Source organism: Streptomyces sp. NPDC031274 (assembly GCF_055570235.1).
In genome coordinates this window covers 1-25,511 of the sequence record NZ_JBVIHP010000041.1, presented here as the reverse complement: position 1 = coordinate 25,511, position 25,511 = coordinate 1, and the positions used below count along the sequence as shown (strand labels likewise).

Annotated in this window: 20 protein-coding genes, 1 pseudogene and 3 CRISPR repeat arrays; of the genes and pseudogenes, 11 read left to right on the top strand and 10 right to left on the bottom strand. The window is 70.5% G+C overall.

The window, feature by feature from the left end; all coding sequences use genetic code 11:
- Positions 1-65: 65 nt before the first annotated feature.
- Genes ACZ5CR_RS41015 through ACZ5CR_RS40965 form a run of 11 tightly spaced genes read left to right on the top strand, consistent with a single transcriptional unit; the run spans position 66 to position 10,584 of the window.
- The gene (locus ACZ5CR_RS41015) at positions 66-593 is read left to right on the top strand and encodes an ATP/GTP-binding protein (RefSeq protein WP_468867557.1); all 528 of its coding nucleotides are present in this window, start codon (positions 66-68) and stop codon (positions 591-593) included.
- A 21-nt stretch (positions 594-614) separates the two neighbouring features.
- Entirely contained in the window at positions 615-1,325 is a 711-nt protein-coding gene (locus tag ACZ5CR_RS41010; RefSeq protein ID WP_468867554.1) for an SAF domain-containing protein, read from the top strand.
- The gene (locus ACZ5CR_RS41005) at positions 1,322-2,152 is read left to right on the top strand and encodes a hypothetical protein (protein WP_468867552.1); all 831 of its coding nucleotides are present in this window, start codon (positions 1,322-1,324) and stop codon (positions 2,150-2,152) included. The genes ACZ5CR_RS41010 and ACZ5CR_RS41005 overlap by 4 nt, the downstream gene beginning before the upstream one ends.
- Positions 2,142-3,671, top strand: a complete 1,530-nt coding sequence (locus ACZ5CR_RS41000) for a CpaF family protein (protein WP_468867550.1) — start codon at positions 2,142-2,144, stop codon at positions 3,669-3,671. Before ACZ5CR_RS41005 ends, ACZ5CR_RS41000 begins: the two co-directional genes overlap by 11 nt.
- Positions 3,668-4,612, top strand: coding sequence for a type II secretion system F family protein (locus ACZ5CR_RS40995; protein WP_468867549.1), 945 nt, complete (start codon positions 3,668-3,670; stop codon positions 4,610-4,612). The genes ACZ5CR_RS41000 and ACZ5CR_RS40995 overlap by 4 nt, the downstream gene beginning before the upstream one ends.
- The gene (locus ACZ5CR_RS40990) at positions 4,609-5,496 is read left to right on the top strand and encodes a hypothetical protein (RefSeq protein WP_468867547.1); all 888 of its coding nucleotides are present in this window, start codon (positions 4,609-4,611) and stop codon (positions 5,494-5,496) included. The genes ACZ5CR_RS40995 and ACZ5CR_RS40990 overlap by 4 nt, the downstream gene beginning before the upstream one ends.
- 35 nt (positions 5,497-5,531) lie before the next feature.
- Positions 5,532-5,735, top strand: coding sequence for a hypothetical protein (locus tag ACZ5CR_RS40985; protein WP_389648105.1), 204 nt, complete (start codon positions 5,532-5,534; stop codon positions 5,733-5,735).
- Complete coding sequence (locus ACZ5CR_RS40980; RefSeq protein ID WP_468867545.1) at positions 5,735-6,163, top strand: TadE family protein; 429 nt, start codon at positions 5,735-5,737, stop codon at positions 6,161-6,163. The genes ACZ5CR_RS40985 and ACZ5CR_RS40980 overlap by 1 nt, the downstream gene beginning before the upstream one ends.
- Complete coding sequence (locus ACZ5CR_RS40975; protein ID WP_468867542.1) at positions 6,160-6,615, top strand: TadE/TadG family type IV pilus assembly protein; 456 nt, start codon at positions 6,160-6,162, stop codon at positions 6,613-6,615. Before ACZ5CR_RS40980 ends, ACZ5CR_RS40975 begins: the two co-directional genes overlap by 4 nt.
- A 1-nt stretch (position 6,616) precedes the next feature.
- Entirely contained in the window at positions 6,617-7,069 is a 453-nt protein-coding gene (locus ACZ5CR_RS40970; RefSeq protein ID WP_468867540.1) for a pilus assembly protein TadG-related protein, read from the top strand.
- Positions 7,069-10,584, top strand: coding sequence for a hypothetical protein (locus ACZ5CR_RS40965; protein WP_468867538.1), 3,516 nt, complete (start codon positions 7,069-7,071; stop codon positions 10,582-10,584). Before ACZ5CR_RS40970 ends, ACZ5CR_RS40965 begins: the two co-directional genes overlap by 1 nt.
- A gap of 688 nt (positions 10,585-11,272) precedes the next feature.
- Positions 11,273-12,827: direct repeats of the CRISPR family, unit length 29 nt; unit sequence GGGACCATCCCCGCGGGTGCGGGGAGCAC.
- 93 nt (positions 12,828-12,920) lie between these two features.
- Here ACZ5CR_RS40965 and cas2e read toward each other — a convergent pair.
- The 10 genes and pseudogenes from cas2e to ACZ5CR_RS40915 all read right to left on the bottom strand — a co-directional run bounded on the left by cas2e (position 12,921) and on the right by ACZ5CR_RS40915 (position 23,959).
- Positions 12,921-13,271, bottom strand: a complete 351-nt coding sequence (cas2e, locus tag ACZ5CR_RS40960; RefSeq protein ID WP_468867536.1) for a type I-E CRISPR-associated endoribonuclease Cas2e — start codon at positions 13,269-13,271, stop codon at positions 12,921-12,923.
- Positions 13,268-14,250 (bottom strand): annotated as a pseudogene (gene cas1e, locus ACZ5CR_RS40955) (type I-E CRISPR-associated endonuclease Cas1e). The gene cas2e and the pseudogene cas1e overlap by 4 nt, the downstream one beginning before the upstream one ends.
- Positions 14,251-14,254: 4 nt before the next feature.
- Positions 14,255-15,046 (bottom strand): type I-E CRISPR-associated protein Cas6/Cse3/CasE, encoded by a 792-nt coding sequence (gene cas6e, locus ACZ5CR_RS40950; RefSeq protein WP_468867534.1) that lies wholly within the window; start codon positions 15,044-15,046, stop codon positions 14,255-14,257.
- Positions 15,046-15,786, bottom strand: a complete 741-nt coding sequence (gene cas5e, locus ACZ5CR_RS40945; protein ID WP_468867532.1) for a type I-E CRISPR-associated protein Cas5/CasD — start codon at positions 15,784-15,786, stop codon at positions 15,046-15,048. The genes cas6e and cas5e overlap by 1 nt, the downstream gene beginning before the upstream one ends.
- A complete protein-coding gene (gene cas7e / locus ACZ5CR_RS40940) occupies positions 15,783-16,991 on the bottom strand; it encodes a type I-E CRISPR-associated protein Cas7/Cse4/CasC (protein WP_468867530.1) in 1,209 nt (402 codons plus the stop codon). Before cas7e ends, cas5e begins: the two co-directional genes overlap by 4 nt.
- Complete coding sequence (gene casB, locus ACZ5CR_RS40935) at positions 16,988-17,683, bottom strand: type I-E CRISPR-associated protein Cse2/CasB (protein ID WP_468867527.1); 696 nt, start codon at positions 17,681-17,683, stop codon at positions 16,988-16,990. Before casB ends, cas7e begins: the two co-directional genes overlap by 4 nt.
- The gene (casA, locus tag ACZ5CR_RS40930; protein ID WP_468867525.1) at positions 17,680-19,344 is read right to left on the bottom strand and encodes a type I-E CRISPR-associated protein Cse1/CasA; all 1,665 of its coding nucleotides are present in this window, start codon (positions 19,342-19,344) and stop codon (positions 17,680-17,682) included. The genes casB and casA overlap by 4 nt, the downstream gene beginning before the upstream one ends.
- A 28-nt stretch (positions 19,345-19,372) precedes the next feature.
- Complete coding sequence (gene cas3, locus ACZ5CR_RS40925) at positions 19,373-22,288, bottom strand: CRISPR-associated helicase Cas3' (RefSeq protein ID WP_468867523.1); 2,916 nt, start codon at positions 22,286-22,288, stop codon at positions 19,373-19,375.
- Between the two features lie 248 nt (positions 22,289-22,536).
- A CRISPR array of direct repeats spans positions 22,537-22,809; the repeat unit is 29 nt; unit sequence GTGCTCCCCGCACCCGCGGGGATGGTCCC.
- A 23-nt stretch (positions 22,810-22,832) separates the two neighbouring features.
- A complete protein-coding gene (locus tag ACZ5CR_RS40920; protein WP_468867520.1) occupies positions 22,833-23,387 on the bottom strand; it encodes a transposase in 555 nt (184 codons plus the stop codon).
- Positions 23,384-23,959, bottom strand: a complete 576-nt coding sequence (locus ACZ5CR_RS40915; RefSeq protein ID WP_468867519.1) for a helix-turn-helix domain-containing protein — start codon at positions 23,957-23,959, stop codon at positions 23,384-23,386. Before ACZ5CR_RS40915 ends, ACZ5CR_RS40920 begins: the two co-directional genes overlap by 4 nt.
- 99 nt (positions 23,960-24,058) lie before the next feature.
- A CRISPR array of direct repeats spans positions 24,059-25,492; the repeat unit is 29 nt; unit sequence GTGCTCCCCGCACCCGCGGGGATGGTCCC.
- Between the last annotated feature and the right edge of the window lie 19 nt (positions 25,493-25,511).

The following is a 25,511-nucleotide window of genomic DNA, read 5'->3' as shown; positions in this document are numbered from 1 at the left end:
CTCCCGGCAGCATGTGGTACGCGGGCGAAGGTAAGACCGCCTACACGCGGACTTGCCCGAGTGGCGTGACCACCGGCCTCGCGGCCGAAGAGGGGGAGGAGCCCCCGCCGATTGACCCGGCGGTGGTTGCTCAGCAGGCCGTGGACAAGATGAAGCTTGTTGGCCCCGACATTGCCAGCCCGCGCGCCGCGGGGAAGTACGTGGTGGGTGTGCCGATGTGGCTGTGGGTGCACCAGTCGCCGACCACGTACGGGCCGAACACCGCGACGGCCACGGCGGGCGGGGTGACGATCACCGCGACGGCGAAGGTGAAGCAGATCGTCTGGCGGCTGGGCGATGGCAGCACGGAAACGTGCACCGGTCCCGGCACGCCATACAAGAAGTCGTACGGCATGAAGGACTCGCCGAGCTGCGGCCACCGCTACACCAAGACGTCGGCGAAGTCCGAGGCCGGGAAGTTCGCGTTGAACGCGACGTCGACGTGGGCCATCGACTGGCAGGTCACCGGTGGCGACGGTGAAGCGGGGGAGTTGACCGAGGTCCGTGAGACGCAGGTACAGGTGGCGGTCGGCGAAGTCCAGGTCGTCGGATAGCGCCCCTTCGGAGGGATGAACGTGAGCAAGACAAAGGAACGCGCCGCCGGGCCCGCTGTGGCCGGCATCCCGGCGCAGGGGCAGCCGTCCGGTCCGGTCGCGCCGCCGAGGGTGTCCGCGCGTCGGCGCAGGCCGGGTGTGATCGCACTGTCGCTGGCGCTGATCGCCGCGGGTGGGGCGGGCGTTGTGGTGCTGGTGATGCAGGCCGGGCACCGTACGCAGGTGGTGACGGTGACACGTGACGTGCAGGTCGGTGAGGTCCTCACCGAGGCAGATCTGGGACAGGCGTCCATCGCCCTGGACCCGGCCGTCAAGGCGGTCAAGGCCTCGGACCTCGATTCGATCGTGGGCAAGCGGGCCGCGGTGGAGCTGCGTCCGGGCTCGCTGCTCAACCGCTCACAGGTGACGTCCCGGTCGCTGGTCAATGCCGGTGAGCAGCTGGTGCCGATCGGGTTGAAGCCCGAGCAGGTCCCGGCCACAGCAATGGTTCCGGGCCAGAAGCTGAGCCTGAAGCACGTGGCTGCCCAGGGCGAAGAGGCGACGGACGCGAAGGAGTCGCAGACGCGCGAGTCGATCGCGGCCCGGGTGGTGAAGGCGGGCAAGGCAGCACCCGGTACCGGTGTGGTGGTCGTCGACGTCGCGACGCAGGCCGCGGACGCGTCGCGCCTGGCCGCGTGGGTGTCGGCGGACAGTGTGCGTCTGGTGATCGATGCGCCGGGCGGCAAGAAGTGAGCGTGATCGCGCTAGCGGGCTGCAGCGGGGCGCCTGGGGTGACGACGAGCGCGCTGGCGCTGTTGCTGTCCTGGCCGCTGCAGCCGGGCCGCAAGATGGTGCTCGCCGAGTGCGACCCGGACGGTGGTGCCGTGCTCTACGGGCTGCTGCAGGGCAGCCTGGGCGATCGCTACGGGCTGCGGAATCTGTCGGTTGCCTCCCGCAAGGGCGAGATGGTCGAGGCGTTTTGGCGCCAGCTCATCGACGTGAGCTCCGAGGACGGGAAGCAGGAGTCGCGCGACCGTCTGGTCCTGCCCGGCGTGACCGACCCCGCCCAGTCGGCCGGTCTCGGCCCGGCGTGGGAGGACCTGGCCCGCCTGTTCGCCGGAATCGGCGAACAGCCCGCCCAAGCTCACGACGTATTGGTCGACCTGGGCCGCAACGGGGCCTTTGGTCCCTCCGCGGTGCTCGCGCAGCGCGCGGACGCTTTGGTGTTCGTCGTGCGGAACACGGTCCGCTCACTGCAGGCGGCGCAGACGCGCATCGAGGCGTTGGAGGAACGCGTCGGGAACGTGGGGGTCTTGATGATCGACGAAGGCCCCTACCCAGCCGGGGAAGTGCAGCGGGTGCTGCGCGCCCCGGTGGTGGCCACGCTGCCCCACGCCCCGCGCGAGGCGCGGGTGCTCTCCGACGGGGCAGAGCAGCCCCGCAATTTCACGAAGACTTCCCTGATGAAGGCCGCCCGCTCGGCGTGCACGGTCCTGGAGCAGCGGGCCGCGTTGCGCCGCGCCCGGCTGGCACCCCGGTTCGCCGGGCCGGGTGGACCGGAGGCGAGCCATGCGCGGTAAACCGGTCCACGCTGACCCGACGGTGCGTCCGCAGGCAGGCGGCCAGCCGGTCAGTTCCCGGTGGCAGGCACACCTGAAGGGACGCAATGGAGCGGGTTCCGCTTCGGTAGCTCAGGTACCGGCGCCGGGCACGGGGGTGCCGCGAGCGCTGGTTGATCCTCGGGTAGCCCAGCAGATCAAGGCACTGGTCGCCAAGAAGCGTGAGGAGCTGCTGAAGAGCGAGCCGACGCTGGACAAGGCGAGCGAGGAGCAGCGCTGCCTGGGTTGGATCAATGACGAGGTGGCGCTGTGGTCGTCCGCTGCGGCGGCCGAGAGCGGCGTGAGCCCGACCGCGGCCGAGGACGATGCGCTGCGGCGCGCGGTGTATGACCTGCTGTTCCGTGCGGGCCGTCTGCAGCCCTACCTGGATGATCCGCGGGTCGAGGATATTTTCATCAACGGCCCCGATGAGGTGTGGCTGGACTACGGCGACGGGGAGCGCCAGCGGGTCGGTGCGATCGCTGACTCTGAGGAGGAGCTCCTGGAGCTGCTGCGTGAACTCGCGCGCGATTCCGGGCACGGAGAGCGCACGATCTCCACGGCGAACCCGCTGCTCGCCCTATCGTTGAAGGACGGGTCGCGGCTGCAGGCCATCACGGATGTCAGCCCCACCACCTACGCGGTGATCCGCCGTCACCGGGTCCAGAGCGCGGACCTGGAGGGCATGGTCGAGCTCGGCACAGTCGACCCGATCCTGGTGGAGTTCCTTCGGGCCTGCGTGAAGGCCGAGAAGAACGTGATCATCGCCGGGAAGCAGAAGGCCGGCAAGACCTCCCTGCTGCGCTCGCTGCTCAAGGAGCTCGACCCCGACGAGCGGTTCGCCACGATCCAGACCGAGGACGAACTGTTCGCCCACCAGAACGGCCACCACCGCCAGGCGATCTCGCTGGTGGCCCGCGAGGGCAACGGGGAAGTCGGCGCCAACGGGCGCAGTGCCGGAGAAGTGACGCTGCTGGACCTCATGCACCCTGCTCTGCGTATGTCGCTGGAGCGGATGGTCGTCGGTGAGGTCCGCGGCCCTGAAGTCGTGGCCATGATGCAGGCGCTGACCAACGGTGCGGGCGGCAACCTGTGCACCATCCACGCGCGGCGCCCTGACATCGTCTTCGACCGCATCGCCGAGCTGTACGCGCTGACCCAGGGCAACTTGTCCGAGCAGCTCGCCTACCGGCAGATCGCCAACGGCTTGGACTTCATCGTGTTCGTCTCCATGATCGATGAGACGAAGATCGGGGGACGGCGTCACCGCTTCGTCTCCCACATCGTGGAAATCACCGGTGTCGCGGAGTCCGGCCGCCCGGCGACCAACGACATCTTCGCTCCCAACCTCGCCCTCGGCGAGGAGCGGGCGGTGCCCACCGGTACGCATCCCGAGTGCATCGACGAGCTGCGCCGCGTCGGCTTCAACTCCGAGTATCTGCAGTACTCCCGTGGTGCGTGGGCGCAGCCGCTGCCGCTGAAGGTGGTGAGCAGCGCATGACGCTGATGTGGGCCCTGGTGTCCGGAATGGTGACCGCGGGCGGGCTGGCCGCCCTGGTGTGGGGTGTGGTCGGCACCACGGAGCCGAAGCAGGACTCGCGCGCCGGATGGCGGCTGCGTCAGGGTGTGAGCGCGTGGAACGCCGGCACGCAGGCATCGCAGATGCGGCGCCGCACCCAGGCCGGTGCCGCCGTGGTGCTGTGGATGGTCATCTGGCTCATCTCCGGGAACTTCACGGCCGGACTGCTGATCGGCGTGGCCGTCATCGGCGTGCCGTGGCTGCTCTCCCCGGCCCAGGCCGCCAAGGTCCGCATCGGTCAGCTGGAAGGCCTCAGTGAGTGGACCCAGCGGCTGGCCGGGCTGCTGCGGCTGGGCATGGGCCTGGAACAGGCGATGATCACCAGTCGGAAAGGGGCTCCCGAGGAGCTCGCCGAGCAGATCGGCACGCTCGCCGACCGGCTGCACATGGGCTGGCGTCCCGAGGAAGCACTACGGTCCTTCGGTGACGAGCTGAACGACATCACCGCCGACAAAGTGGTGGCCGCGCTGATCCTGTCCGTGTCCGACCGCGGGCCCGGACTGGCCCAGGCACTGGAGGACTTGGCCGCCACCGTGCGCGCGGAGGTAGCCGGGAAGCGGGACACCGAAGCGGACCGGGAGAAGCCCCGCACCACCATGCGGTGGATGGTCATCATCACCCTCGGGGTGATCGTCGCCGGGTTCTTCGTGCCGTCCTACACCGCCCCCTACTCGACGCTGCTCGGTCAGCTGGTGCTGGCGATGCTCACCGTCGGGTTCATCGGCACGCTCGCGCTCATGCGCCACCTGGCCCACTACCGGCGCATCCCCCGGTTCCTCAACCGCGATCCGCACAGCACCGTGCGGCTGCCCGCACAGGCCACCACACCCGATCGCGACACCGACATGGCGGGTGCCCGATGAATCTGACGCCCATGGTGCTCACCGGCGCTGCCGTCGGCGGGGGGCTCGCGCTGCTCACGCGTGAACTGCTGCGCCCGCAGCCCGCCTTGGCGGTTGCCTTGCAGCGCACCGAGCAGAGCAGCCTGGCCGGTCTCCCCGAGCCGGTCCTTGAGCGGGATGAGGTGTGGGGGCGCTGGCTGCTGGCCCGCCTGGGGCGTCTGCCGGGCGTGCGTATCCCGACGCAGAACCTGTCCCTGTTGGGCGAGGGCCCGGGCCGGTTCATGCTGCAGAAGACGGCGCTGGCCGCTTCGGGGCTGCTGTGCCCCGTCGTGGTCTCGATCCCCTGGATCCTGGCGGGCGTCTCGCTCCCCTTCTATGTCCCCGCCGTGTTCGGGTTGATCGTGGCGGGGCTCCTGTGGATCACCCCGGATCTGTCGGTACGTGACAAGGCCAAGCGGGCGCGGGAGGAGTTCGCCCACGCGATGGCCGCCTACCTCGAACTCGTCGCCCTCAAGCGCGCGTCGGATGCCGGTCCCACCACGGCCCTGGAAAAGGCCGCGGAGGTCGGCCGCGGCTGGCCCTTCGTCTACGTCCAGGGCGCACTGATGCGGGCCCGGCTGGAGAAGATCCCGCCGTGGCAGGCCCTGACCGACCTGAAAGAGGAGTACGACCTGCCGGTCCTGGGGGACCTGGCGGAGATGATGCGCGGCTCGAGCACCGATGGCGCCGCCGTCTACAAGCAGCTGCGGGCACGCAGCGCCGCGCTCAACCCCGAACTGCTGGCCGCTCAGGCGGCCGAGGCGAACGCCGCCAGCGAGAAGATGACCGCCCCCGGAGCACTGCTCGCGGTGCAGGTGATGTTGTTGATGGCGTTCCCCGCAGTGATCCGCATGCTGACCACTTGATCGAATTGATCGAAAGACGTTGGAGCTGACATCCCATGAAGTACACCGCCCACCGCACCTACCGTCTCGTGCGCGAGCTTGGCGCCCGGCTGGAGGAGGCGCAGAAGCGCCCGGACCGTGGCGACATCAGTATCACCACGGTCATCATCTGGGTGGCCTCCGTGACCGGTGCGCTGGTCATCGCCGGAACGATCGCGGTGATCGTCGCCAAGTACAACGGCAAGCTGAACGGCATCTGATGCAGCGGCGCATACCGCATCCCCTCGCCCGGGGAAGCGGCCCAGCATGGCGGGATGACCGGGGAGACTCCTCCATCCAGATGGCGATCATCTTTCCGGCCGTGCTGCTCATCACGATCGCCGTCATCCAGGCCTCGATGTGGTACTTCGCCCGTGAGATCGCGCTCACCGCGGCCCGCGAGGGCCTGAGCGCGGCCCGCTCCTACCAGGCCGGGCCCGCCGAGGGCGCGCAGCGCGCTCGCGAGGTCCTCTCCCGTACGGCGGGCGACAGCCTCATGGGCTCCAGCGTCGCGGCGGGCAGCACCGGTGAGCGGGTGCGCCTTCAGGTGTCGGGGACCGCGCAGTCGATGCTGCCGGGCGTTCCCGGCCTGCGCATCACCCAGTCGGCATCCGGTCCAGTCGAGCGTTGGACGGTTCCAGGGGAGTGAAATCGGTGTTCTGCAGGGCCCGTTCCGCGCCCCGTGATGCGGGCAGTGTCGCGATCGAAGCGTCCATCGTCCTGCCCTCGTTGCTGGTCTTTGTCTGCCTGGCGATCGCGGGGGGCCGCCTGGTCATGTCAGGATCCAAGATCGATGCGGCGGCGCAGGACGCGGCGCGCGAGGCCTCCATCCACCGCACTGCAGCCGACGCCCAGGGTGCTGCCCGTACGGCCGCGTCCGAGTCCCTGGCTGATCAGGGCATCACCTGTGCCAGCACCAGCGTCACCGTCGATACCGGCGGACTGGCCGTTCCGATCGGTCAGGTGGCCACCGTCTCGGCCACGGTGCGCTGCACCGTCAACTTGTCGGATCTTCTGCTGCCCGGGGCCCCGGGGGCCCGCACTCTGGAGGCAACGGCCACCTCGGTTGTTGACCAGTACCGGCAGAGGGGGCAGGGCTGAGATGTCACTCCCCCAGCCTCCCTATGGCGACCGGCGGTTCGATGACCTCGGCGGCATCACCGTCTTCGTCGCCGTCTGCGTGATCGCGCTGCTCGGCATCATCGGCCTAGCCATTGACGGGGGCGGCAAGATGCGCGCCACCGAGAGCGCCGACTTCATCGCCACCGAGGCCGCACGCGCCGGCGGACAGGCCATCGACCCGGCCCAGGCCGTGCCTGGCGACGCCATCACGGTGGACCCGCAGGCCGCCCAGGCTGCCGCGCAGGCCTATCTGAGCTCCGCGGGCACCGCAGGAACTGCCGTCGTCTCCGCCGACGGCAAGACCCTGACCGTCACCACGAAAGACAGCTACGCCACCAAGTTCCTGTCCGTCGCGGGCATCGGCTCGCTGAACGTGACCGGGCACGGCCAGGCCACCCTCCTGCACGGCGTCACCAATCCCGAAGGACCGTGATGCGTACCAACGCCGCACCCACAGGCACAGGCCGCACCCTCGCCGCGGTGCTGCGCGCCCTGGCCAGCCTCGCCGTCCTGGCCGCCGCCGTCGCCGGCCTGCCTCTCCTGTTGGTGAAGGTCACCCCGGTCGTGTGGGACACCAGCCACAACGATCTGGCCCACCTGCTCGACCGGCAGGACACCGGCGGCGCTTTCCTGCTTCTGCTCGTGGCGATCGCGTGGCTCGGCTGGGCGCAGTTCACGTTCTGCACCCTGCGGGAGATCCCCGCCCAACTGCGCGGCCGCCAATGGCGGGCACCACGCGGGCTCGGCTCCTCCCAGCGTCTGGCGGCCGTACTGGTCGGCAGCATCCTGGTCCTCCTGCCCACCAGCACCGCCCTGGCCAGCCCCGCCACCGCAGCCCCGCCTGCCACCGCCACGGCAACTCACCACCCCCAGCAGGCTCCGCAGGCACCCGGGTCATCTCCAACGGCCCGTACCGCGACTGCTGCGGATGACGACTCGACCCCCACGTACACCGTCCGCGACGTGCGCCCGGCAGAGAGCCTGTGGAGCATCGCGGAGACGGAACTGGGTGACGGTGAGCGCTGGCGGGACATCGCCGAGCTCAACCAGGGCCGCACGATGGCCGATGGCAGCACGTTCCACGCCAGCACGTTCCTGCAGCCGGGCTGGCAGCTCCGCATGCCCGACAGCCACACTGCAAGAAACAACACTCCCGGCCCGCAGGGCGAGCGTTCGAACCGTGTCACCGTGCACCCGGGCGACACGCTCTGGGGCGTAGCCGAGGACCAGCTGGGCGACGGGTCGAAGTATCCCGAGCTGTACGAGGCGACCAAGGACCACGACCAGCCCGCTGCCCTTCCCGCAGTCGAGGACCCGGATGTGATCTATCCAGGGCAGGAGGTCGTCCTCCCCGCCGACCGTCCGGCAGACGAAAGCGATCAGCAGCGCGAGAGCACTCCGCCGCCCTCCGCGGACCGCGACGATGTGCCCCCTGCCGACGAGAGTGATCGGGACAAATCCGATGCCGGAGCGGCGAAGCCATCCACGCCGCCCACCACAGCCACCCCCAAACCGGACGCATCACAGCCAGAGCAGAGCACGCCCACCGAGAAGGCACCCGCAAAGCCCGCCCCCAGCGACACCGAAAGCCCGGCCACAAAGGAGCCTGCGCAGTCCTCGCCATCTGCCGCAGCAAAGTCGCCTCAAGCTCCCGCCGATGCGCAGGAGTCCAGCACCGATCAGGGGCAGCAGCTAGGTGTGATGGGACTGGCGGCAACCGGTGTCCTGGCCAGTGGCTTCCTGACGTTCCTCGGGATCCGTCGCATCAAGCAGCTGCGCCGGCTGCGCCGCGGTCAGGCCATCGCCCTGCCGGACGGCAATGCGGTGGACATCGAGCACGCCCTGCGCGTCTCCGAGGCGACCATGGACTCCTCGGTCCTGGCGACGGCGCTGCGGACGGCCGCAGTTCATCTCGCCGAGGCCGGGTCCGCCCTGCCGCCCCTGGCGGCCGCGGTCGTCGGCGAGCGAGAGATCGTGCTCCACCTGTCCGCGCCCTCCCCCGCTGTGCCTCCCTTCAGCACCGAGCCCGGCACGCTCACCTGGACCTGCCCCACCAGCAGCCCCGAACTGCTGAGTGAGGACGAGCTCGACCAGGTGGAGGACCCCTACCCGGCACTGCTCAGCCTCGGCTGGGACCAGTCCGGCCAGTTGGTCCTGGTCAACCTTGAGCACGTCGGCCATCTACACCTGTCCGGCCCAGCCCACACCGCGGTCCAGCGCGCGCTCGCCCTGGAACTGGCCACGAGCGAGTTCGCCCATCACCTCGATGTCAGCCTGGTCGGCGAGGCGGTGCGCGCGGCCGCGGCGGAGATGCCCGAGCGGCTCACCGCACACGACTACCTGGACCAGGCGCTCCCGGTGGTGCGGGCGCACCACCACGATCAGCAGCGGGCGTTCACCGTGCTCGGGTGTGACGGCCTGCTGAGTGCGCGGACCGGGGTGGACACCGCGGCCGCGTGGACGCCGCACGTGGTGATGGCGGACGGTCTTCAGGACGAGGATGCGGCTGCGCTGGCCGAGCTGGTCGAGATGGCGGCTGCGCAGCCGCGCAGCGCCACCGCGCTGATCACGTCCGGCCCGTTGCCGGTGGAGCTGCCCGACACGTCCTGGGTCCTGGACACCGATCCGGCCGTCGCTCCCCTGCGGCTTCCACTGGCGGGAGTGGAGCTGGAGTGCAGTCTTCAGGCCTTCTCTGATGACGATTGGTCTGCCGCGCTGGAGATCCTGGAGCGCAGCCGCGCTGAGGCCGTACCGGAGGAGACCTATCAGGATCTGTACGCCGCTCCCCCAGCCCCGGATGCCGACCTCGACTCAGAGCCCGAGAGCGATACCCCGATCGTCAATCCGTGGGCTCCCCAGGTGGTGGCCCCGAGCAAGGCGACGGCGACAGCGGACGAGCCCGGGCAGGTGCCGAGCCTGGCGCAGTTCGCCTCGTTCGAGGACTCTGGCCTGGACGAGGACGCCGACCTTGACGACGACGCGTCGCCCCGGCCTGCGGGTGCTGAGGAATCCAAAGATGACGCCGACGGGGGCGAAGTACTGGCGCCGTTGACCAATTCGCCTCTCCCGGCCCAGCAGAGCATTCCGACGCTGAATGTTCGTCTCCCCGATCCTGAGCCCTCTCCGGGGGCCGGCGGGGTGGTCGCTTCGCGGACGTCGCATCCGCCGGTCATCGGCCCCGGGATCACCTCGACGGGCCCCGTGATCCGGGTCCTTGGCCCCGTCGACGTGGTCGGTGCCCGCGGTGAGGTCAAGGAGAGCAGCAGGCGGCGCACCAACACTGAGCTCGCCGCGTGGCTCGTCCTGCACCCCGGCCGGGATCACCAGCCGCTGGATGCCGCGATGTGGCCCACCAAGGAGACCCAGACCGAGGGGCACACCAAGTACCGCAATGTGTGCGTGAGCCGTCTGCGCTCGTGGCTAGGCCAGGACGATGCCGGGCGCCCGTTCCTGCCCAAGCTGCCCCCCAGCGCCGATGCCCGCTACTCCCTCTCCCCCGCCGTCACCTCTGACTGGCACCAGTTCCTGCAGCTCGTCGACGCCGCTTCAACCACGAGCGGACCGCACACCCCCCAGGCGCTGCGTGAGGCTCTCGAACTCGTCCGCGGCAGGCCGTTCATGTCCGATGACCGCCGCCGCTACCGGTGGGCCGAACACCTGGCCCAGGTCATGCTCAGCAAGATCGTCCTCACCGCCGAGGAACTCGCCCAGCGCTGCCTCGAAGACCGCGACCCGAGGGGCGCAGTCTGGGCCGCGGCCAGGGGGCTGGACGTCGCCCCGGAGGTCGAGAGCCTCTACCGCATCCTCTTCCAGGCCTACGCCGCGCTCGGCGACCACGACTCCCTGGAACGGGCCGCCGAGGCCCTGGAGGACTTCAACATGAGGCTCGGCACCGAGACCGAGGACGAGACCATCGCCATCCTCAACGAGCTCATGGCGAAGGCCTGACCGCCTGTTGGCCCCGTCGGCCACCCACAGCGAGCCGTGGGTGGCCGACGATGGCCGACGGATGTGGCCGACCGACCCATCGTCGAGTCGTCGTCACCCCATCGCCGCCCATCGGTGAGCCATCGCTGGTGCCCGTCGCGGCCGGAACCACCCACCAGCGGACGATGGGCCGCCCATCGCCGGCACGCACCGGGCATGATGCCGCCGGGTAACCGCGGTCCTGCGCGCGTTCGGTTACCGGGCTCATCGGGGCCAGCCGGGACCGGTCATCCGTTACCCGATCTGGGTAGCCAGCACCGACAGGGCTTGATACCTGCAGGTCAGCCCGCGGTTAGCCACGACGGATGTCGGTGGGGTCCGGGCGAGGCGCCGGTGCCGCCGTCGAGGGGCGAGAGGCTTCAGGAGCCTACTCGTGCGTGGTCATCGGTGATGGCCGGTGCGGTGGGATCGGATATGGCCAGTGGCCGACCCAGCCTCATCGGCCATCACCGATGACTTCAGCGGCCAATCAGGGTAATGGCTACACGCTGGCCGATTACTTGAATCTGAGATCAATCGGCCAGCGCTGACCGGCTCTCAACGCTGGTCCGATCGCTGCGCCGCTCATCGCCGGCTCGGTGCGCAACAGTTCCACCGCCACACGGAGCCGCTCATTCTCCGGCAGCTCCGCCTCAAGCAGCCGCCGGGCGGGATCATCCCCGCAGGCGCGGGAAGCACCCCACCCTCAAGCGCATGAATCTGACCCCGCAGGGACCATCCCCTCGGGTGCGGGGAGCACGACGCCACCGGGGCCTGGCGGGTGACGCCCGCGGGACCATCTCCGCGGGTGCGGGGGGGCACGTACTCGCGGCCGACGTTGCGGTCTCGGAGGGGGGTGATCCCCGCGGGTGCGGGGAGCACCCGTGCAGTGATATCGCCTCCGACCGCATCGCGGGACCATCCCCGCGGGTGCGGGGAGCACGAGGTAGGCGAGAGCGGCGCTGAGTCCGGGTCGGGACCATCCCCGCGGGTGCGGGGAGCACAGCGTCTCGACCTGTCCGGGGGTCAGTGCCTTGGGACCATCCCCGCGGGTGCGGGGAGCACCGTCACCGTCTTCGCGGCCTGCGCCTGGGCATCCGGACCATCCCCGCGGGTGCGGGGAGCACGGAGCTGCACGGCGGCTTCATGTCGGATCTTGAGGACCATCCCCGCGGGTGCGGGGAGCACCCGGTGCGCTCGGTGCGGAGTGTGGAGCAGCTGGGACCATCCCCGCGGGTGCGGGGAGCACCTCGCGTGGGTGATCGCCGACGCGGCAAGCTCGGGACCATCCCCGCGGGTGCGGGGAGCACAGCCGCTCGGAGAGGGTGTCTCCATCAGCCTTGGGACCATCCCCGCGGGTGCGGGGAGCACGTCCGCCGCCAGCACGACCCGGCGACCCTGGTGGGACCATCCCCGCGGGTGCGGGGAGCACGCCTGCGACCATCAGGGCCGCCTGCATCAGGCGGGACCATCCCCGCGGGTGCGGGGAGCACGGCACCGAGCACGAGACCGAGCACGACAGGCTGGGACCATCCCCGCGGGTGCGGGGAGCACTCCGTGACCAACGAACTCCCGGAGGTGGCGAAGGGACCATCCCCGCGGGTGCGGGGAGCACTCGAGGATGTCGGCGAGAGCCCATTCGATGGCGGGACCATCCCCGCGGGTGCGGGGAGCACAGCAGCCAGTACGGGTAGAAGTCGCCGCCCCAGGGACCATCCCCGCGGGTGCGGGGAGCACCACGGCAACGGCGGCATGGGGATGGCGGGCGGGGGACCATCCCCGCGGGTGCGGGGAGCACCCCCGGAGCCGGTGAGGGGCCGTCAGGCGGTCGGGACCATCCCCGCGGGTGCGGGGAGCACGCTCGATGGCTGCGGGCGTAGTAGTCGCGGATGGGACCATCCCCGCGGGTGCGGGGAGCACTCCGTGACCAACGAACTCCCGGAGGTGGCGAAGGGACCATCCCCGCGGGTGCGGGGAGCACCGGACCGCGAGCTGCTTGAGGGTCAACGGGTAGGGACCATCCCCGCGGGTGCGGGGAGCACCACGTCCTGGCGCACGATGCGGGACACGACGTGGGACCATCCCCGCGGGTGCGGGGAGCACTACGGCAATGCCTACCCGGCGGGGCTGGGGGTGGGACCATCCCCGCGGGTGCGGGGAGCACATCGCGCACTCGCACCTGGAACCGACCGGAGCGGGACCATCCCCGCGGGTGCGGGGAGCACACTGCTCGACCTGCTGTTTTGTCAGCACCTAGAGCCGTTTCGGAGCAGTTTCACCGAATCCGGCAAAAGCAGCCAAAGAGGCATGGAGTCGGGTCAGCCTTTGCCGAATCGGCGGCGCTTCGCGGCGTTGCTCCAGCCGGGTTTCGGTGTGGCGGAGGCCGGGGGCTTCTGTGTGTTCGGGCGGCGGATGAGGGTCAGGCCCTCGTGGTCGACGGGGTGCCAGGCGTGGTCGTGGGTGCGGAAGGTGAAGCCCTGTTCGTTGTTGGTGGTGTGGGCGAGCAGGGCGCGGCCCTGGCCCGCGTATTGCTGGACCTCGTTCCACAGGATGTCGCGGACGCGGGCGGAGGGGTTGCCGATGAAGACGCCTGCGGAGATTTCGAGTAGCCAGCGGGTGAGGAATCCACGGAGTCCGGGTGGGCAGGTGGTGAGGACGATGACGGTCACCAGATGACTGCCTCGTCCGCGTCTGTGGCCACCTCTGCGGAGCCGTAGTTCACTCCGGCTTCCACCTGGTGGCCGCGGTCGCTCTGGAGCGTCACATGGTCCTGTTCACCGGCCCGGTCGTCAGCCGCAGTCGGGGTGCCGGGCAGCAGCAGGTGCTTGATGTCCTTGACGCAGCGGTCCAGGAGTCCGGTCTCGTTGATGCGGTCGCGCAGGCCGCGGCGGGTGCGGGGGCCCACGTCCTCGGGGCCCTCGGCCGCGGTGTCGAAGGCGAGGGGAATGCCGATCTCTGTCTTGTAGAGGTCGGCGATGTCCAGGACGAAGACAGTTCGTGTCCGGAGTGGACGAATCCGAGGCCCGGGCTGCATCCCAGCGAAGCGACGACGGCGTGGGCGATGCCGTACATGCACTGGGCTGCGGCGGTGATGCCCTGGTTGACCGGGTCGCCGCTGGCGAAGTCGCCGGGGGTGTATTTCCTGCCCTGCCAGCGGATGCCGGTGCGGGCTGCCTGGGCGCGGTAGCACTCTTTGACACGGTCGCCTTCGCGGCCCAGGAGCTGTTGGCGGGTCAGGCCGTCCGGGTCCTCGTCCGGGAAGCGCAGCCGGTACATGGCGCGGGCGACGGTGAGACGGCTGCGCTGGCTCGCCCACTGGGTGGCCTGGGCTTCGACGAGTGCAGCTGAGCGGCTCAGCGCTCTGCCGCCGGCGTAGAAGCGCACGCCGTGTTCCCCTACCCAGGCGACCGCCGCTCCGGTCTCGCCGAGAACGCTCATCGCCTGGTGGGTGATGCGGGTGCCGGGCCCCAGCAGGAGGGTGGCGATGGTGGCGGAGGGGATGTGGGTGGTGCCGTCGGCGTCCTCGACGGTGATGGCGTTGGCGTCCCGGTGGACGGTGCAGCGCTCCAGGTAGATGAAGGAGACCCGCTCGCCGGTGCGGGTGAGGTGGCGCGGGGTAAGGGCGGCACGCTTGCCGACCGTGGGCACCTCCTCACTCCCCGGGCGCAGAAGGCGTCGGGATGAGGGCCAGGGTCATGAGGCCGCAGCCGTAGGCCTTGGCCTTGCCCAGCCCTTGGGTGAGGGTGCGGCGCAGGGCGTCGGGGTCGGTGACTTCGAGGCGTCCGTCGAAGGTGACCGTCACGACTTTCACCCGGTGGGCCGGTGACCGGTCTTCGCGGGATTTGGCGAAGGACAGGGCGCGCTCGTCGCGGACGGTCAGTTCGTAGCGGTCGCCGTGGTGGGGGTGGTTGTGGTGGGTGGTGCCGGCGGGCAGCAGGCGTTGGTCCGCAGGTTTTTCCAGGACGCGGAAGCCCGAGCGTTCCTGGCGTTGGGGGTCCAGGAGCCAGCCTTGCTGGTGGATGGGGGTCAGGTGCGCGGTGCGTTTGGTGGGTTCGCCGTCCTTGCGCCGGATCTGGTGCACCGGGTTGGCGGTGAGCCGGAAGGCCCAGACGCCGCCCGTGGCGAGGCGGTCGAGGAAGGGGGTGTAGGGGCGGCTTTGCCAGCCGGGGGTGTCCGGGTCGAGGGCGGCGGCCGGCCAGCCGGCCTGCTCCACGAGGTGGGTCAGGTCGGGTCGGTGGGGGCTGACGACGTAGAGGAAGACCTCGGCCCGGGCGTTGTGATCCAGGCGCCACAGCACCCGGGGCCCTTCAACGCCGGCCGTGCTGGTGGTGGGCAGCAGGCCGGGGAAGGAGGCCATGACGGCCGCGTGCAGCGACTGGGGTGAGGAGAGCAGGCGGCGGGCACCGGGCCGCGCGGTGTTCACACGGAAGCGGGTCAGATACATCAGAGGGTCTCTTCCTCCACGGCGTCGAACGGGTCATGGTGCGGCACCGGGCGGGCGGCGGGCTTCCGGGAAGCCACGGCGCGCGGGTTGGGCACCTCCACGGTGGTGCTGACCACGGAGCGCAGGGCGTGACGCCGGTGCGCGGCAGCGAAGCTGAGGGGCTGATCGCGCAGGACGTCCCCGTGCTGTTCGCCGGGGACCGGTTCCCGCGACACGACCAGGGACACCGTGGGTTCCTGGCCGCGCAGGCGCTGGTACCAGTCGGCGGCCTGCCAGGGCTCATCGCGCAGGGCCGGGGAGAGGGAACTGTCGCGGGTGCCGAGTTCCACCGGGAGGGCCGGTGGGCAGGAACGCCGGCCGAGGAAGAGGGGGTGGGCGGGCGTGCGCAGGGCGGTGTGGAGGTCGTCCAGGAAAGGGGCCTCGCCTTCGAAGGCGGCGACGAAGACGGCGTCGGCGAGGTAGAAACGCTCGGACAGCGGCATGGATTTGCCGGTGACGGCGTGGTGAGCAGTCTGGAAGTCCCTTACCCGGGTGCCGGGTTGGTCGATGCGGACGCCGAAGCGCAGGGCGGCCAGGCGGGCCAGGCCGGCGTCGTCGCCGCGGTCAAGGCCCTGGGCGGCGGCGAGCATGCCGATGACGCCGCTCTTGGTGGGTGCGGATTCGGTGGTGCGGCGCACGAAGCGGGCCGATGCCCCCCAGGCTTGCAGGGGGCCGGCCAGCCGCAAAAGCAGGACACTCATGCGGGCTTGTCCAGGCGCTCGGCGACGGCCTGGCCGACCGCCTCGACCAGTTCGCTCAGCCGGTGGGCCTGCGTGCCGAGGCCGGAGAGCTGCTCGGTGTTAGGTCCGACCCGCAGGATCCAGGAGAGGGTGGACTCCTCGTCCCCGTAAGTGCGTTCCACGTCCGGGACATACTCGGCCAGGCGAGCCACCGCTTGGCGCAGGTGCCCGCTCTCCCCGGTGACGGGTTCCTCGAATGCGGCGACGTAGCTGATGGGCCGGGTGGTGCGCAGTTTGACGATCACCGCGTCGGGGAGGGTGTGGTTCCCGAACGTGTTGATCTTTCCGGTCGGCAGGGACTCGAGGAAGCTCTGGACGAATGCCTCCACCGCGCGCCGCACGGGTGCGGTGCGCGGTTCCTCCTCCCGCAGTCCCTCCCCGAGGTTCTTGGCGAGCTGGTGGACGCTGAGCGCCGCGTAGCGGTAGAGGGTGGAGGAGTTGAAGTCGATGGTGCCGATCATTCCGGCGCCCGATTCAGCGTCGGTGTTCTGATCGTCCACGGCCGTGTAGTAGTCGGACTCGGACTCGACGCGGTGGACGCTGATGGCGTGGGCGACCTGGACGGCTGCATCGACGTTGAAGTCGGCGGAGTCGGCGACCATGCGGCCGAACAGGGCGATGTCGACGGAGTGCCGGGTATCGGCGATCTCCCGGGCGCGCGCCTTGGCGTCCTTGTCCTTGAGGAAGGTCTTGATGTCGGCCGCGCCCTCGACGGCCAGCACGGCCAGACCGTCGAGCTGGCGTGCGCTGAGGAACATCAGGTACTTCGACTCCGGCGCCGGCTCCTGGCCGCCGTCCTTGGCGGCATCGGTCTTGGCGGCCTCGGTCTTGCGTTTGGGTGCCTCGATCTTGGAACCGGTGGCTCCCTGGATCACCTCGGCGGCGAGCTGGAGGGCCTCGGCGCCCATGAGGGCGGGATCGAGGGCGGTGATGCGGGCGGCGAGGACTTCGGCGACCTTCTTCGTCCGTACGCCCAGTTCGCTCGGGTCCAGGAGGTGTTCCTGGCTGAAGTAGGTGCGGGTGGCGCGCTTCCAGGCCTGGCTGGAGACGCGGGCCCGGGGTACCCCGCCGTAGACGGCTGACTTCGGCTGCCCGGTGTCGTCCCGGTTGAGGTTGCTGGGCGGCACCGTCTGCAGCGCGTGCACGTCGAGGAAGATGCGGTTCACGAGGCGTCCTTGTCCGTGAGGTCAGTGATGTCGTCGGTGCAGTCAGGAGCAGCCGGGGCGTTCGCCTGGTTCTTCTGGGAATCGCGGTAGGAGTGGAAGGACCGTCCCCAGGCCCGGCGTACGGCCTCGCGGCCGGTGGGGTCCGTCCAGCCATAGAGCTGCCCGGCCAGCAGGGCGTAGTCCAGGGGGATGTCTGCGCCTCGCAGCAGCAGGACGATCTCGCGCAGACGCTGGGCCAGAGCGGGCAGGCCGGGTGCGGTGCCGACGCGGACGAAACGCTTGCGGATGGGCTCGGCGATCTCGCCCGGCGGCATCAACTGGCGCACCGCGGCACCCAGTCCCCGGGGCGCGGTGCGCGAGCCGGGCCTGTGCATGAGGGTGGAGCGGGACTGCTGGTGCAGTGCCCACAGGGTCAGCGCCACGTGCACCGCGTCCTCGGCGCGGATCAGTTCGTCCTCGCGCAGCGGCCGTCCGCCGTCGGCGGGCCGGTCGTGGAGGGCTCCGGTGTCGGCCAGCCCCCACAGATCGGGCGCCTGGGAGAACTCCTTGCCCGCGCCCCGGCGCAGCCGGGCCAGTGCCCCCACCGCGTGGGGCTGGTCGCCCAGATACCCCCGTTGCAGCGGGACGATGATGTCGCTGGTGAGCGTGCTGACGCGCTGCGCAGGGGTGGGGGGTGCGGTGGTGGTGGTCATGCGGGCACCTCCGGTGAGGAGTTGGGCTCTTGTACGGAGCCGTCGTCCGGCGGCCGGTCAAAGGGGTAGGGATCGCTGAGGGCTTTGCTCAGGCGGATGCGGAACCACTTGTCGGCGAGCGCCGAGTTGAGCCACTCGGAGCCCTTCTTCGTCGCCACCACCCGGCCTTCCCATGCGGCGTCACCTGCCTGGTTCATGAGCTGTTCGCCCAGGCGCCGCAGGTGCTGGTGGGCGTCCTGCTGCCAGCGGGTGCGGTGGGCGTCGGGGTCCTCGGCCGTGGCCAGGTCGCGCAGCCAGAGGCGGTAGGGGCCGTCCAAGGTCGCGAAGCCGAGGCTGCGAGCGGCCGTGCGCGGGCCTTCGTTCTCGCTGCCCGCCGCGCGGGCCAGATCCGTGGCGAGATCACCAAGAACGGTGACGGCCCGCTCCGCCTCCCCGACCGCGTCGATGGCCTGGCGGGCATACACCCTCTCCTGCCGGTGCAGCAGCACCACGGCCATGGCCAGCCGGTCGTCGACGACCTCGTCAATCACCGACTGCTGCGTTCCATAGACCGCCCCCACCACGCGCGCCCGGATCAAATAGCCGCGTGGCAACTCGCCCTCCGTCACCAGCCGGGCGACCCACTCCAGGATTCCCGGCCGCAGCATCTTGGCGGCCTCACCGCCCTGACCGGCCTCGGCCCGCCCCGCCACCAGGGCTTCGATACCCCGCCAGGCCGACCGGGCCGGATCATGCTCGCGCGGCAGATACACCAGCGGCTCGCCGCGCTTCTTCTCCTGCGCCGGGCTCCTGCGCCAGGCGGTCATCGGCTCCTCGCCATGCATGTTGTGCGCGGCGAGCGGATCGCCATACCCCAGCACGACGCCGTAGGCGCCCTCCGTGTCGAAGCGCAGGCGCAGCCGGCGGGACTGCCAGGTGTACAGGTCACACACGCCGGATGGACGCGTGCGGCCCGACGGACCGGGGCCGCACGGCTCGCGCCGCCAGGCGGGAGCGTCGTCGCCGGAAAACCGCACGCCACTGGTGTCGGCGGCGACCAGATTCAGCAGCAGGGTCTCGCGCAGCGTCTGCCCCTCGGCGAAGACCCCGCCCAGCGCGCCCGCCCAGCCGACCCCCAGCGGATACACCTTGCCGCCCTTGACCCGGGTATCGCCCTCGATGCCCGTCTTGATGCCGGAGGTGTCATAGGCGTGCGCGTGCACGACCCAGCGGGCCGCCTCGGCGAAACCGAGCCGATCGACGGCCGGCATCCGGGAGGTGAAGAACGGCTCCCCGTTGGGGACATCCGCGACGACCCGGTTGAGGGAGAAGACCTCGTCGCGCACGGTGCGCAACTGTGCGACCTGGAAGAACGGCGTGGACGGGTGCAGCAGGTCGAACCGCTCACGGTGCTCGTCCAGATAGGCCGCCACCGGCGCGAAGCAGTCCTCGTCGGCCCACAGGCGTGCCCAGTGCTCAGTGTCGCGCGGGCCGCCCAGCGCGTCGTGGGCCAGCGCGAGCAGCAGACGTATCAGGGCGAACTCCTGGGTGGGCAGATCCCCCGCCACGCCCCGGAGTTGGCCCGCACGGTAGAAGACGTCACGCAGCGACAGTTCGTCCTGCACGCCGTCCTCATCCAGCACCGGGATCCACGGCCGGCGGGTCAGGTCGAACGTCAACACGCCGTCTAACGCGGCTGGTTCACCGGATTCAGTCACTGCTCACCTCGAGGCCGTCGCTTGGGCTGTAGCGGAGTGCGAAGCCTGCCAGAGAGGTCTGACAATCGGCGTCGAGCGCCAGAATCAGCTGGCCGGCCAGCCAGTGGCTGTCCTTGCCCTGCCAGGCCGGTATATAGAGTTCCTCCAGTTCGGCGATCGCGCGGTCCATGACCGCGGCATGCGAGAACTGGATGGGCAAGCGCAGACCGCAACTGGCCGCGGCCCGCGCCGCAGCCGCCCTCGGAGGCCGGTCGGTGGGCAGTTCCAGCCCACCCTGGCCCTTCGCGAGCCAGGGCAGGGTGGCCAGCGCCCCATCAGCACGCCGCTGCACGACCACCACCTCCAGGCTTTCCTTGCTGTCGCGGACCTGGGCCCGTCCGGCCCGGGTGTCGTCCGCATCGCCCACGCCCGCCGCGATCCACCCCATCAGCGGCCGGCCCGGCCGCCCCACCTCATCCAGCCGGAACACCTCCGCCCGCCCGGTCTGCTCCACCCGGTGCTTCGCGTGCCGCTCCCCCGCCGCGGCCATCGCCTCGGACCACACTGCGGGGCCGACGGGACAGTCGGCGTAGGCGCCCTGGACCAGGGGGCTGATGTCCCCGGGCAGCCGCACGGGCCGCCGCGCTCCCTCCAGGTGGGGCAACAGAACAGCAGCGGAACGCAGCAGCGCGTATGCCCCGTATACGGCGACCGACCCGCGCACCGGCACCGGCACCTGCCCGCTCCAGTCGATACCGGTGACCAGACACCGTGCCCTACGCAGCCGCGCGGGGCGCTCCGCCTGTCCGGTGCCGCGCCGGTGACGGTGCAGGCGTCCCATCCTCTGCAGCATCAGGTCGACCGGGCACAAGTCGGTGACGAGCAGGTCGAAGTCGACGTCCAGGGACTGCTCGGCGACCTGGCTGGCGACCACGATGTGCGGCCCGGCCGGGCGCCGCCCCTCGGCTTTCTCCGGCGGCCCGAACCGGGCCAGGAGATCAGCGTCCTTCGCCGCCCGGTCCACATCGACGAAACACGAATGGGTCACGGTCACGGCCCGATCCCCGAAGCGCGCCCGAAGCACCCGGGCCGTCTCCAGAACCCGCCGGACCGTGTTGCGTACGACCAGAACGCAGCCGCCGCCCTCCAGTTCGGCCGCCAGCCGCTCGGCCAGCACCATCTGGTCGTCGTCGATCCGCTCCAGATGGACCTCACTGCCCCGCGAGGAGGCCGCCGTCCCTTCAACGACCGGAACCTGACCGGGCGTCACGGCGGTCAGCAGCGGATAGGAGACAGCCTGGGCCACCTCCTCAAAACCATCCGGCGCTCCATCGGTCTCACCACCGGCTGCGGCATAGGCTTCGGCGAGCTGACGGCGACGGGCCGAGGGCAGCGTCGCGGACAGCACCACCACCGGCACCCGGTAGGCGCCCAGCCACGACAGCACCCGGTCCAGATAGACACTCATATACGTGTCATAGGCATGCGCCTCGTCGATCACCACGACCTTGCCCGCGACAGCGAGATGACGCAACGCGAGATGGCGGCTCTTGAGCCCGGCGAACAGCACCTGGTCCACCGTCCCGGCGACAAACGACGCCAGCATCGCCTTCTTGCGCCCCCGCAGCCACGCATGGGCCACCAACTCCGCCGGAGCCGACCGCGTCCCGTCCGAGGGCCGCCACCGTCCCGCCTCGCCGTCCACATCGACGGCAGCGATCTCCTGCCGGCCACTGCGCATCAACTCGGCGTACTCGTCGTTGAGCGCGGCCTTGGAATGCGCCAGCAGCACCGACCGCCTCTCACCCTCCCGCGCCGGCAGCCGGTCCAGCCACTCCAGCAGCCGCGGGAACATCGCGTTCCCGGTCGCCATCGTGGGCAGGGCGAAGAACACCCCGCCCGCGCCAGAACGGGCCGCGAAGATCTCAGCGACCGCGAGCGCGGCCTCCGTCTTCCCCTCCCCCATCGGCGCCTCAACGATCATCAGGCCAGGCGCGGGTATCTCACGCGCCAGCCGCACCGCGGCCTCCTGCACTGGCCGAACCTCCGCCCCCGGCGGCAGAGCGAAACGCGACGCGAACACCTCCTGTGCGCCCCCGGCCGGTTCCTCGGCCCGCCACGGCGCAGGCAGCCGCAGCCCACGCCAGGCCGCGGCGACCCGCTCCTCACCGCTACGGGTCTCCTGCGGGAAATACGGGAACAGGTCCGGGTTGCTGGCGATCCAGTCAGCGACGATCACCACGGCGGTGAGCAGCACCTGCACGGGCTGCGCCAGCTTCACCGTCCGCCAGGTGTCGAGCCGCTCCCGCACGCCGTACTCTGCGGCACACGCCTCCAGCAACTCCTCCTGCACCCGCCGCCACAGCTTTTCACTGGCCCCCGGCGACCGCAGCAGGTGCGGCCGGTCATACAGATCATTGAGCTGCCCGTGCTCCGGCGGCACCCCGTGATGGCCGCCCACAACGACCGCGAACTGCCCGCTCTGCCGGGCCGGCCAGCCCTGCCGCTCCTCCAGCCACTCGGCCAGCAGCACCTGCCCCGCCAGCCCGTGCGGAGCCATCTTGCGATCGGCCCCGAACTGCCCCCGGGTCTTCATCGCCAGACCCTGCCGACGCATCTCGTCGGCAAGCTGATCGACCTGGCAGGCAAAGGCCGGCGTGGCCTTGCCGATGTCATGCACCGCCGCCAGCCACACCACCAGCGACCGGCCGTCCTCCGCCCCGCCCGGCAACACCTCAGCCGTCAGCGCCCGCACGCTCGCAGGCAGCCACTCGTCCCACAACAACCCGGCCACCGCCGCGCTGTCGTCCATGTGCCGCCACAGCGGCAGCCACCCCTCGGTATCCCGGTCGTGCTTGGCCCACACCGAACGCACCGGCCCCCCAAGCCGACCCCCCAGCCCCGCACCTAACTCCCCCTCAACCCTCATGCCACAGGCATACACGCAAACCCAAGACCACGACAGCGATACAGAAAACACGCACCCCTGTACGAACAGATAACGGAGAAACCGGACAACAGCTCACAGCACGTCGTACTATCGCGCGTCGCGCACACTCGACGCTCAAGCACCCACCAGCGCCAAGGAATCCACCACCCCCGATGCCCGTTATGCCCGAATCGGCGAAGCTGCCGGAAACCAGCACCCAGCCGCGATAGAACCGCAGGCCACGGAGCGTGCTCCCCGCACCCGCGGGGATGGTCCCTCATAGCGCCCGAAGTCCTCGATGCGCTGCCCGTGCTCCCCGCACCCGCGGGGATGGTCCCGACCATGACGCGCACCCCAGACGTGCCCGCCTGTGCTCCCCGCACCCGCGGGGATGGTCCCTCCCCCGCAGCCTTGATCTGTTCGGCCTCGGCGTGCTCCCCGCACCCGCGGGGATGGTCCCGGCCTGGCTTCAAGCCCCTTGAGGGTGGGCCAGTGCTCCCCGCACCCGCGGGGATGGTCCCGAAACGGCCTAGTGCTGGATTCCTCAAACGGTGTACGTATATCGGCGCCGTAGTTGGCGGGTTGGTGGTGCGGGTCTGCCCCAGACCCAGGGGCTGGCACGGGAATTGAGCTGGCTGGTTGCGAGGGCTGTGGCGTATGCAATGTCGTCGGGGTTGGCGAACGACCGGCCGGCGAGGGCGGCCTTGCGGAAGATGCGCCACCAGCCTTCTTGCAGGTTGAGCCAGCAAGCGCCGACGGGGATAAAGGCGTGGTGGATGCGGGGATGGTCTTCGAGCCAGGTCCGGGTGGACACACTGTTATGACTGGACAGGTTGTCGGTGACGATCCAGATTTCGCCGTTCGGGTTGGTGTCCTCGAGCAGTTGCAGGAACTGCTGGTAGAAGACGCTGTTGCGGGAGGACGCGGTCATCGTGACGGCCTGGCCGTCGGCTGGCCGCAGACCGCCGTAGACCCAGGTCTTCTCCGGTCCGCGGCTGTAGTCGAGTTCCGCTTTTATCCTGTGCTCGTCCGGTGACCAGCCCGGTGCGGGCGGAAAGGTCCGTGGGATCACCGGCCCCAGCTCGTCGGCGCAGATCACCGTCGCGTCGTCGGGCGGGTGGGTGTAGAGGCCGATGATCCTTGTCCTTTTGGGACGAAGTCCGGGTCCTTCGAACGTGTCCAGGACCGGGTGCGGCGCCAGCGCACACCCTCGGCGAGCAGGATCCGGCGGACCTGCGAGCGGCCCACCTCGATTTCTTCGGCCCGCGCTGCCGCAGCCAGAGAATCCAGTGTCCACTCCGATGGTCCGGACTCATCGAAGGCCCACAGTTCCCCGACGGGCTCCCACCGCAGCCGCCCCGGCGGCACGCCTTTGACCAGGGAGATGATTCTCGACCGCTCCTCCTCGGTGATCCGCCGCTTGCGGCCCTGCCCGCCCAGATCGTCCAGTCCCTGCAGGCCTGAGCGGTTGAAGCGGTGCAGCCAGCAACGGACCGTCTTCTGGCTGCAGTCCAGCTCCGCGGCGATGGCAGGCACCCGCAGCCCCGACCAGCTCAGCTCAATCATCCGGGCCCGCATGACTGCATCACGCGGAGCCTTCCGTGCCCGCGCCAACCGGCGAACGACGGTCCGCTCACCCTCGTCACGCCCCGGTCGCGCCCGTAAAACCATCGTCCAGCACCCGCCCCCGAGTACCACCAACGTCCCCGCCACCCAGACATATACCCAGCGAAAGAGGAATCCAGCACTAGTAGTGCTTCGTTAGCTCTGTGTGCTCCCCGCACCCGCGGGGATGGTCCCCCGCGCGAGCACGTCCGCCCGACAGTCAGCCTGTGCTCCCCGCACCCGCGGGGATGGTCCCACCCAGGCCGCCCGCCTCCCCGGTATCCAGCTGTGCTCCCCGCACCCGCGGGGATGGTCCCGCTCCCGCCCGGATCGGCAGGGGTGGCCATCTGTGCTCCCCGCACCCGCGGGGATGGTCCCGTCGGCATGCCGCACCGCCGCGCCTTCCCCGAGTGCTCCCCGCACCCGCGGGGATGGTCCCGACTCCGTGAGCGCGTCGATAGACCCCTCGAAGTGCTCCCCGCACCCGCGGGGATGGTCCCGCAGTGCGGGCACCACCGAGGTTCCGCCCGTTGTGCTCCCCGCACCCGCGGGGATGGTCCCGGACAGCGGCGCCTTCTTGGGGGCGATCTCGCGTGCTCCCCGCACCCGCGGGGATGGTCCCCCTCCCAGGTGTCCCTCTTCGGTCAGTTCGAGGTGCTCCCCGCACCCGCGGGGATGGTCCCAAGGGCAAGGGGGAGAGCTGATGCCCGTATGGGTGCTCCCCGCACCCGCGGGGATGGTCCCGGCTGGCCGAGACACCCCCTATGGACTCCCGCGTGCTCCCCGCACCCGCGGGGATGGTCCCATTCCCGCGCTCATCATTTCTCTGATGGTGACGTGCTCCCCGCACCCGCGGGGATGGTCCCCGGGTTCAGCGCTGGTCGTACCGGGGCCCCGTGTGCTCCCCGCACCCGCGGGGATGGTCCCAACGGCGCGAGCGGCTGGACCGCCCGGTTCTAGTGCTCCCCGCACCCGCGGGGATGGTCCCGACCGACTCGGCATGCCACGCCTGCCGCTACTGTGCTCCCCGCACCCGCGGGGATGGTCCCCCATCGGTAGAGCACGCCGGGGCCGACGCCCGCGTGCTCCCCGCACCCGCGGGGATGGTCCCGACGTACGGAAGGCCGCGCGGCTCAACTGGGAGTGCTCCCCGCACCCGCGGGGATGGTCCCGCGATGCCGCCCGCGTCCCACGCGCCATCTCCGTGCTCCCCGCACCCGCGGGGATGGTCCCCACAGCGGCGACGATGCAGCCACAAGGGCGGCGTGCTCCCCGAACCCGCGGGGATGGTCCGTACACGGCAGCGCTGGAGGCCGCCGTGTTGAAGTGCTCCCCGCACCCGCGGGGATGGTCCCCGGCACACAGGATCTCGGGGTAACTGACGTGCGTGCTCCCCGCACCCGCGGGGATGGTCCCGGCGCAGGCGTTGAAATCGACCTGACTCCGGAGTGCTCCCCGCACCCGCGGGGATGGTCCCGGCGCGGCCGGGAACCTTTAGCCGCCTAAGATGTGCTCCCCGCACCTGCGGGGATGATCCCGTTCAGGCGAAGGACGGCACGAACGTCACTGTGTGCTCCCCGCACCCGCCGGGTTGGTCCCGGCAGCCAGCGCGGTCGGT

Coding starts and splice junctions, on each gene's coding strand:
- ACZ5CR_RS40980 (WP_468867545.1), top strand. CDS start 5,735: ATGCAGCGGCGCATACCGCATCCCCTCGCCCGGGGAAGCGGCCCAGCA.
- ACZ5CR_RS40985 (WP_389648105.1), top strand. CDS start 5,532: ATGAAGTACACCGCCCACCGCACCTACCGTCTCGTGCGCGAGCTTGGC.
- cas5e (WP_468867532.1), bottom strand. CDS start 15,786: ATGAGTGTCCTGCTTTTGCGGCTGGCCGGCCCCCTGCAAGCCTGGGGG.
- cas6e (WP_468867534.1), bottom strand. CDS start 15,046: ATGTATCTGACCCGCTTCCGTGTGAACACCGCGCGGCCCGGTGCCCGC.
- ACZ5CR_RS40970 (WP_468867540.1), top strand. CDS start 6,617: ATGTCACTCCCCCAGCCTCCCTATGGCGACCGGCGGTTCGATGACCTC.
- ACZ5CR_RS40995 (WP_468867549.1), top strand. CDS start 3,668: ATGACGCTGATGTGGGCCCTGGTGTCCGGAATGGTGACCGCGGGCGGG.
- ACZ5CR_RS40990 (WP_468867547.1), top strand. CDS start 4,609: ATGAATCTGACGCCCATGGTGCTCACCGGCGCTGCCGTCGGCGGGGGG.
- ACZ5CR_RS40965 (WP_468867538.1), top strand. CDS start 7,069: ATGCGTACCAACGCCGCACCCACAGGCACAGGCCGCACCCTCGCCGCG.
- casB (WP_468867527.1), bottom strand. CDS start 17,683: ATGACCACCACCACCGCACCCCCCACCCCTGCGCAGCGCGTCAGCACG.
- ACZ5CR_RS41000 (WP_468867550.1), top strand. CDS start 2,142: ATGCGCGGTAAACCGGTCCACGCTGACCCGACGGTGCGTCCGCAGGCA.
- ACZ5CR_RS40915 (WP_468867519.1), bottom strand. CDS start 23,959: ATGGTTTTACGGGCGCGACCGGGGCGTGACGAGGGTGAGCGGACCGTC.
- cas3 (WP_468867523.1), bottom strand. CDS start 22,288: ATGAGGGTTGAGGGGGAGTTAGGTGCGGGGCTGGGGGGTCGGCTTGGG.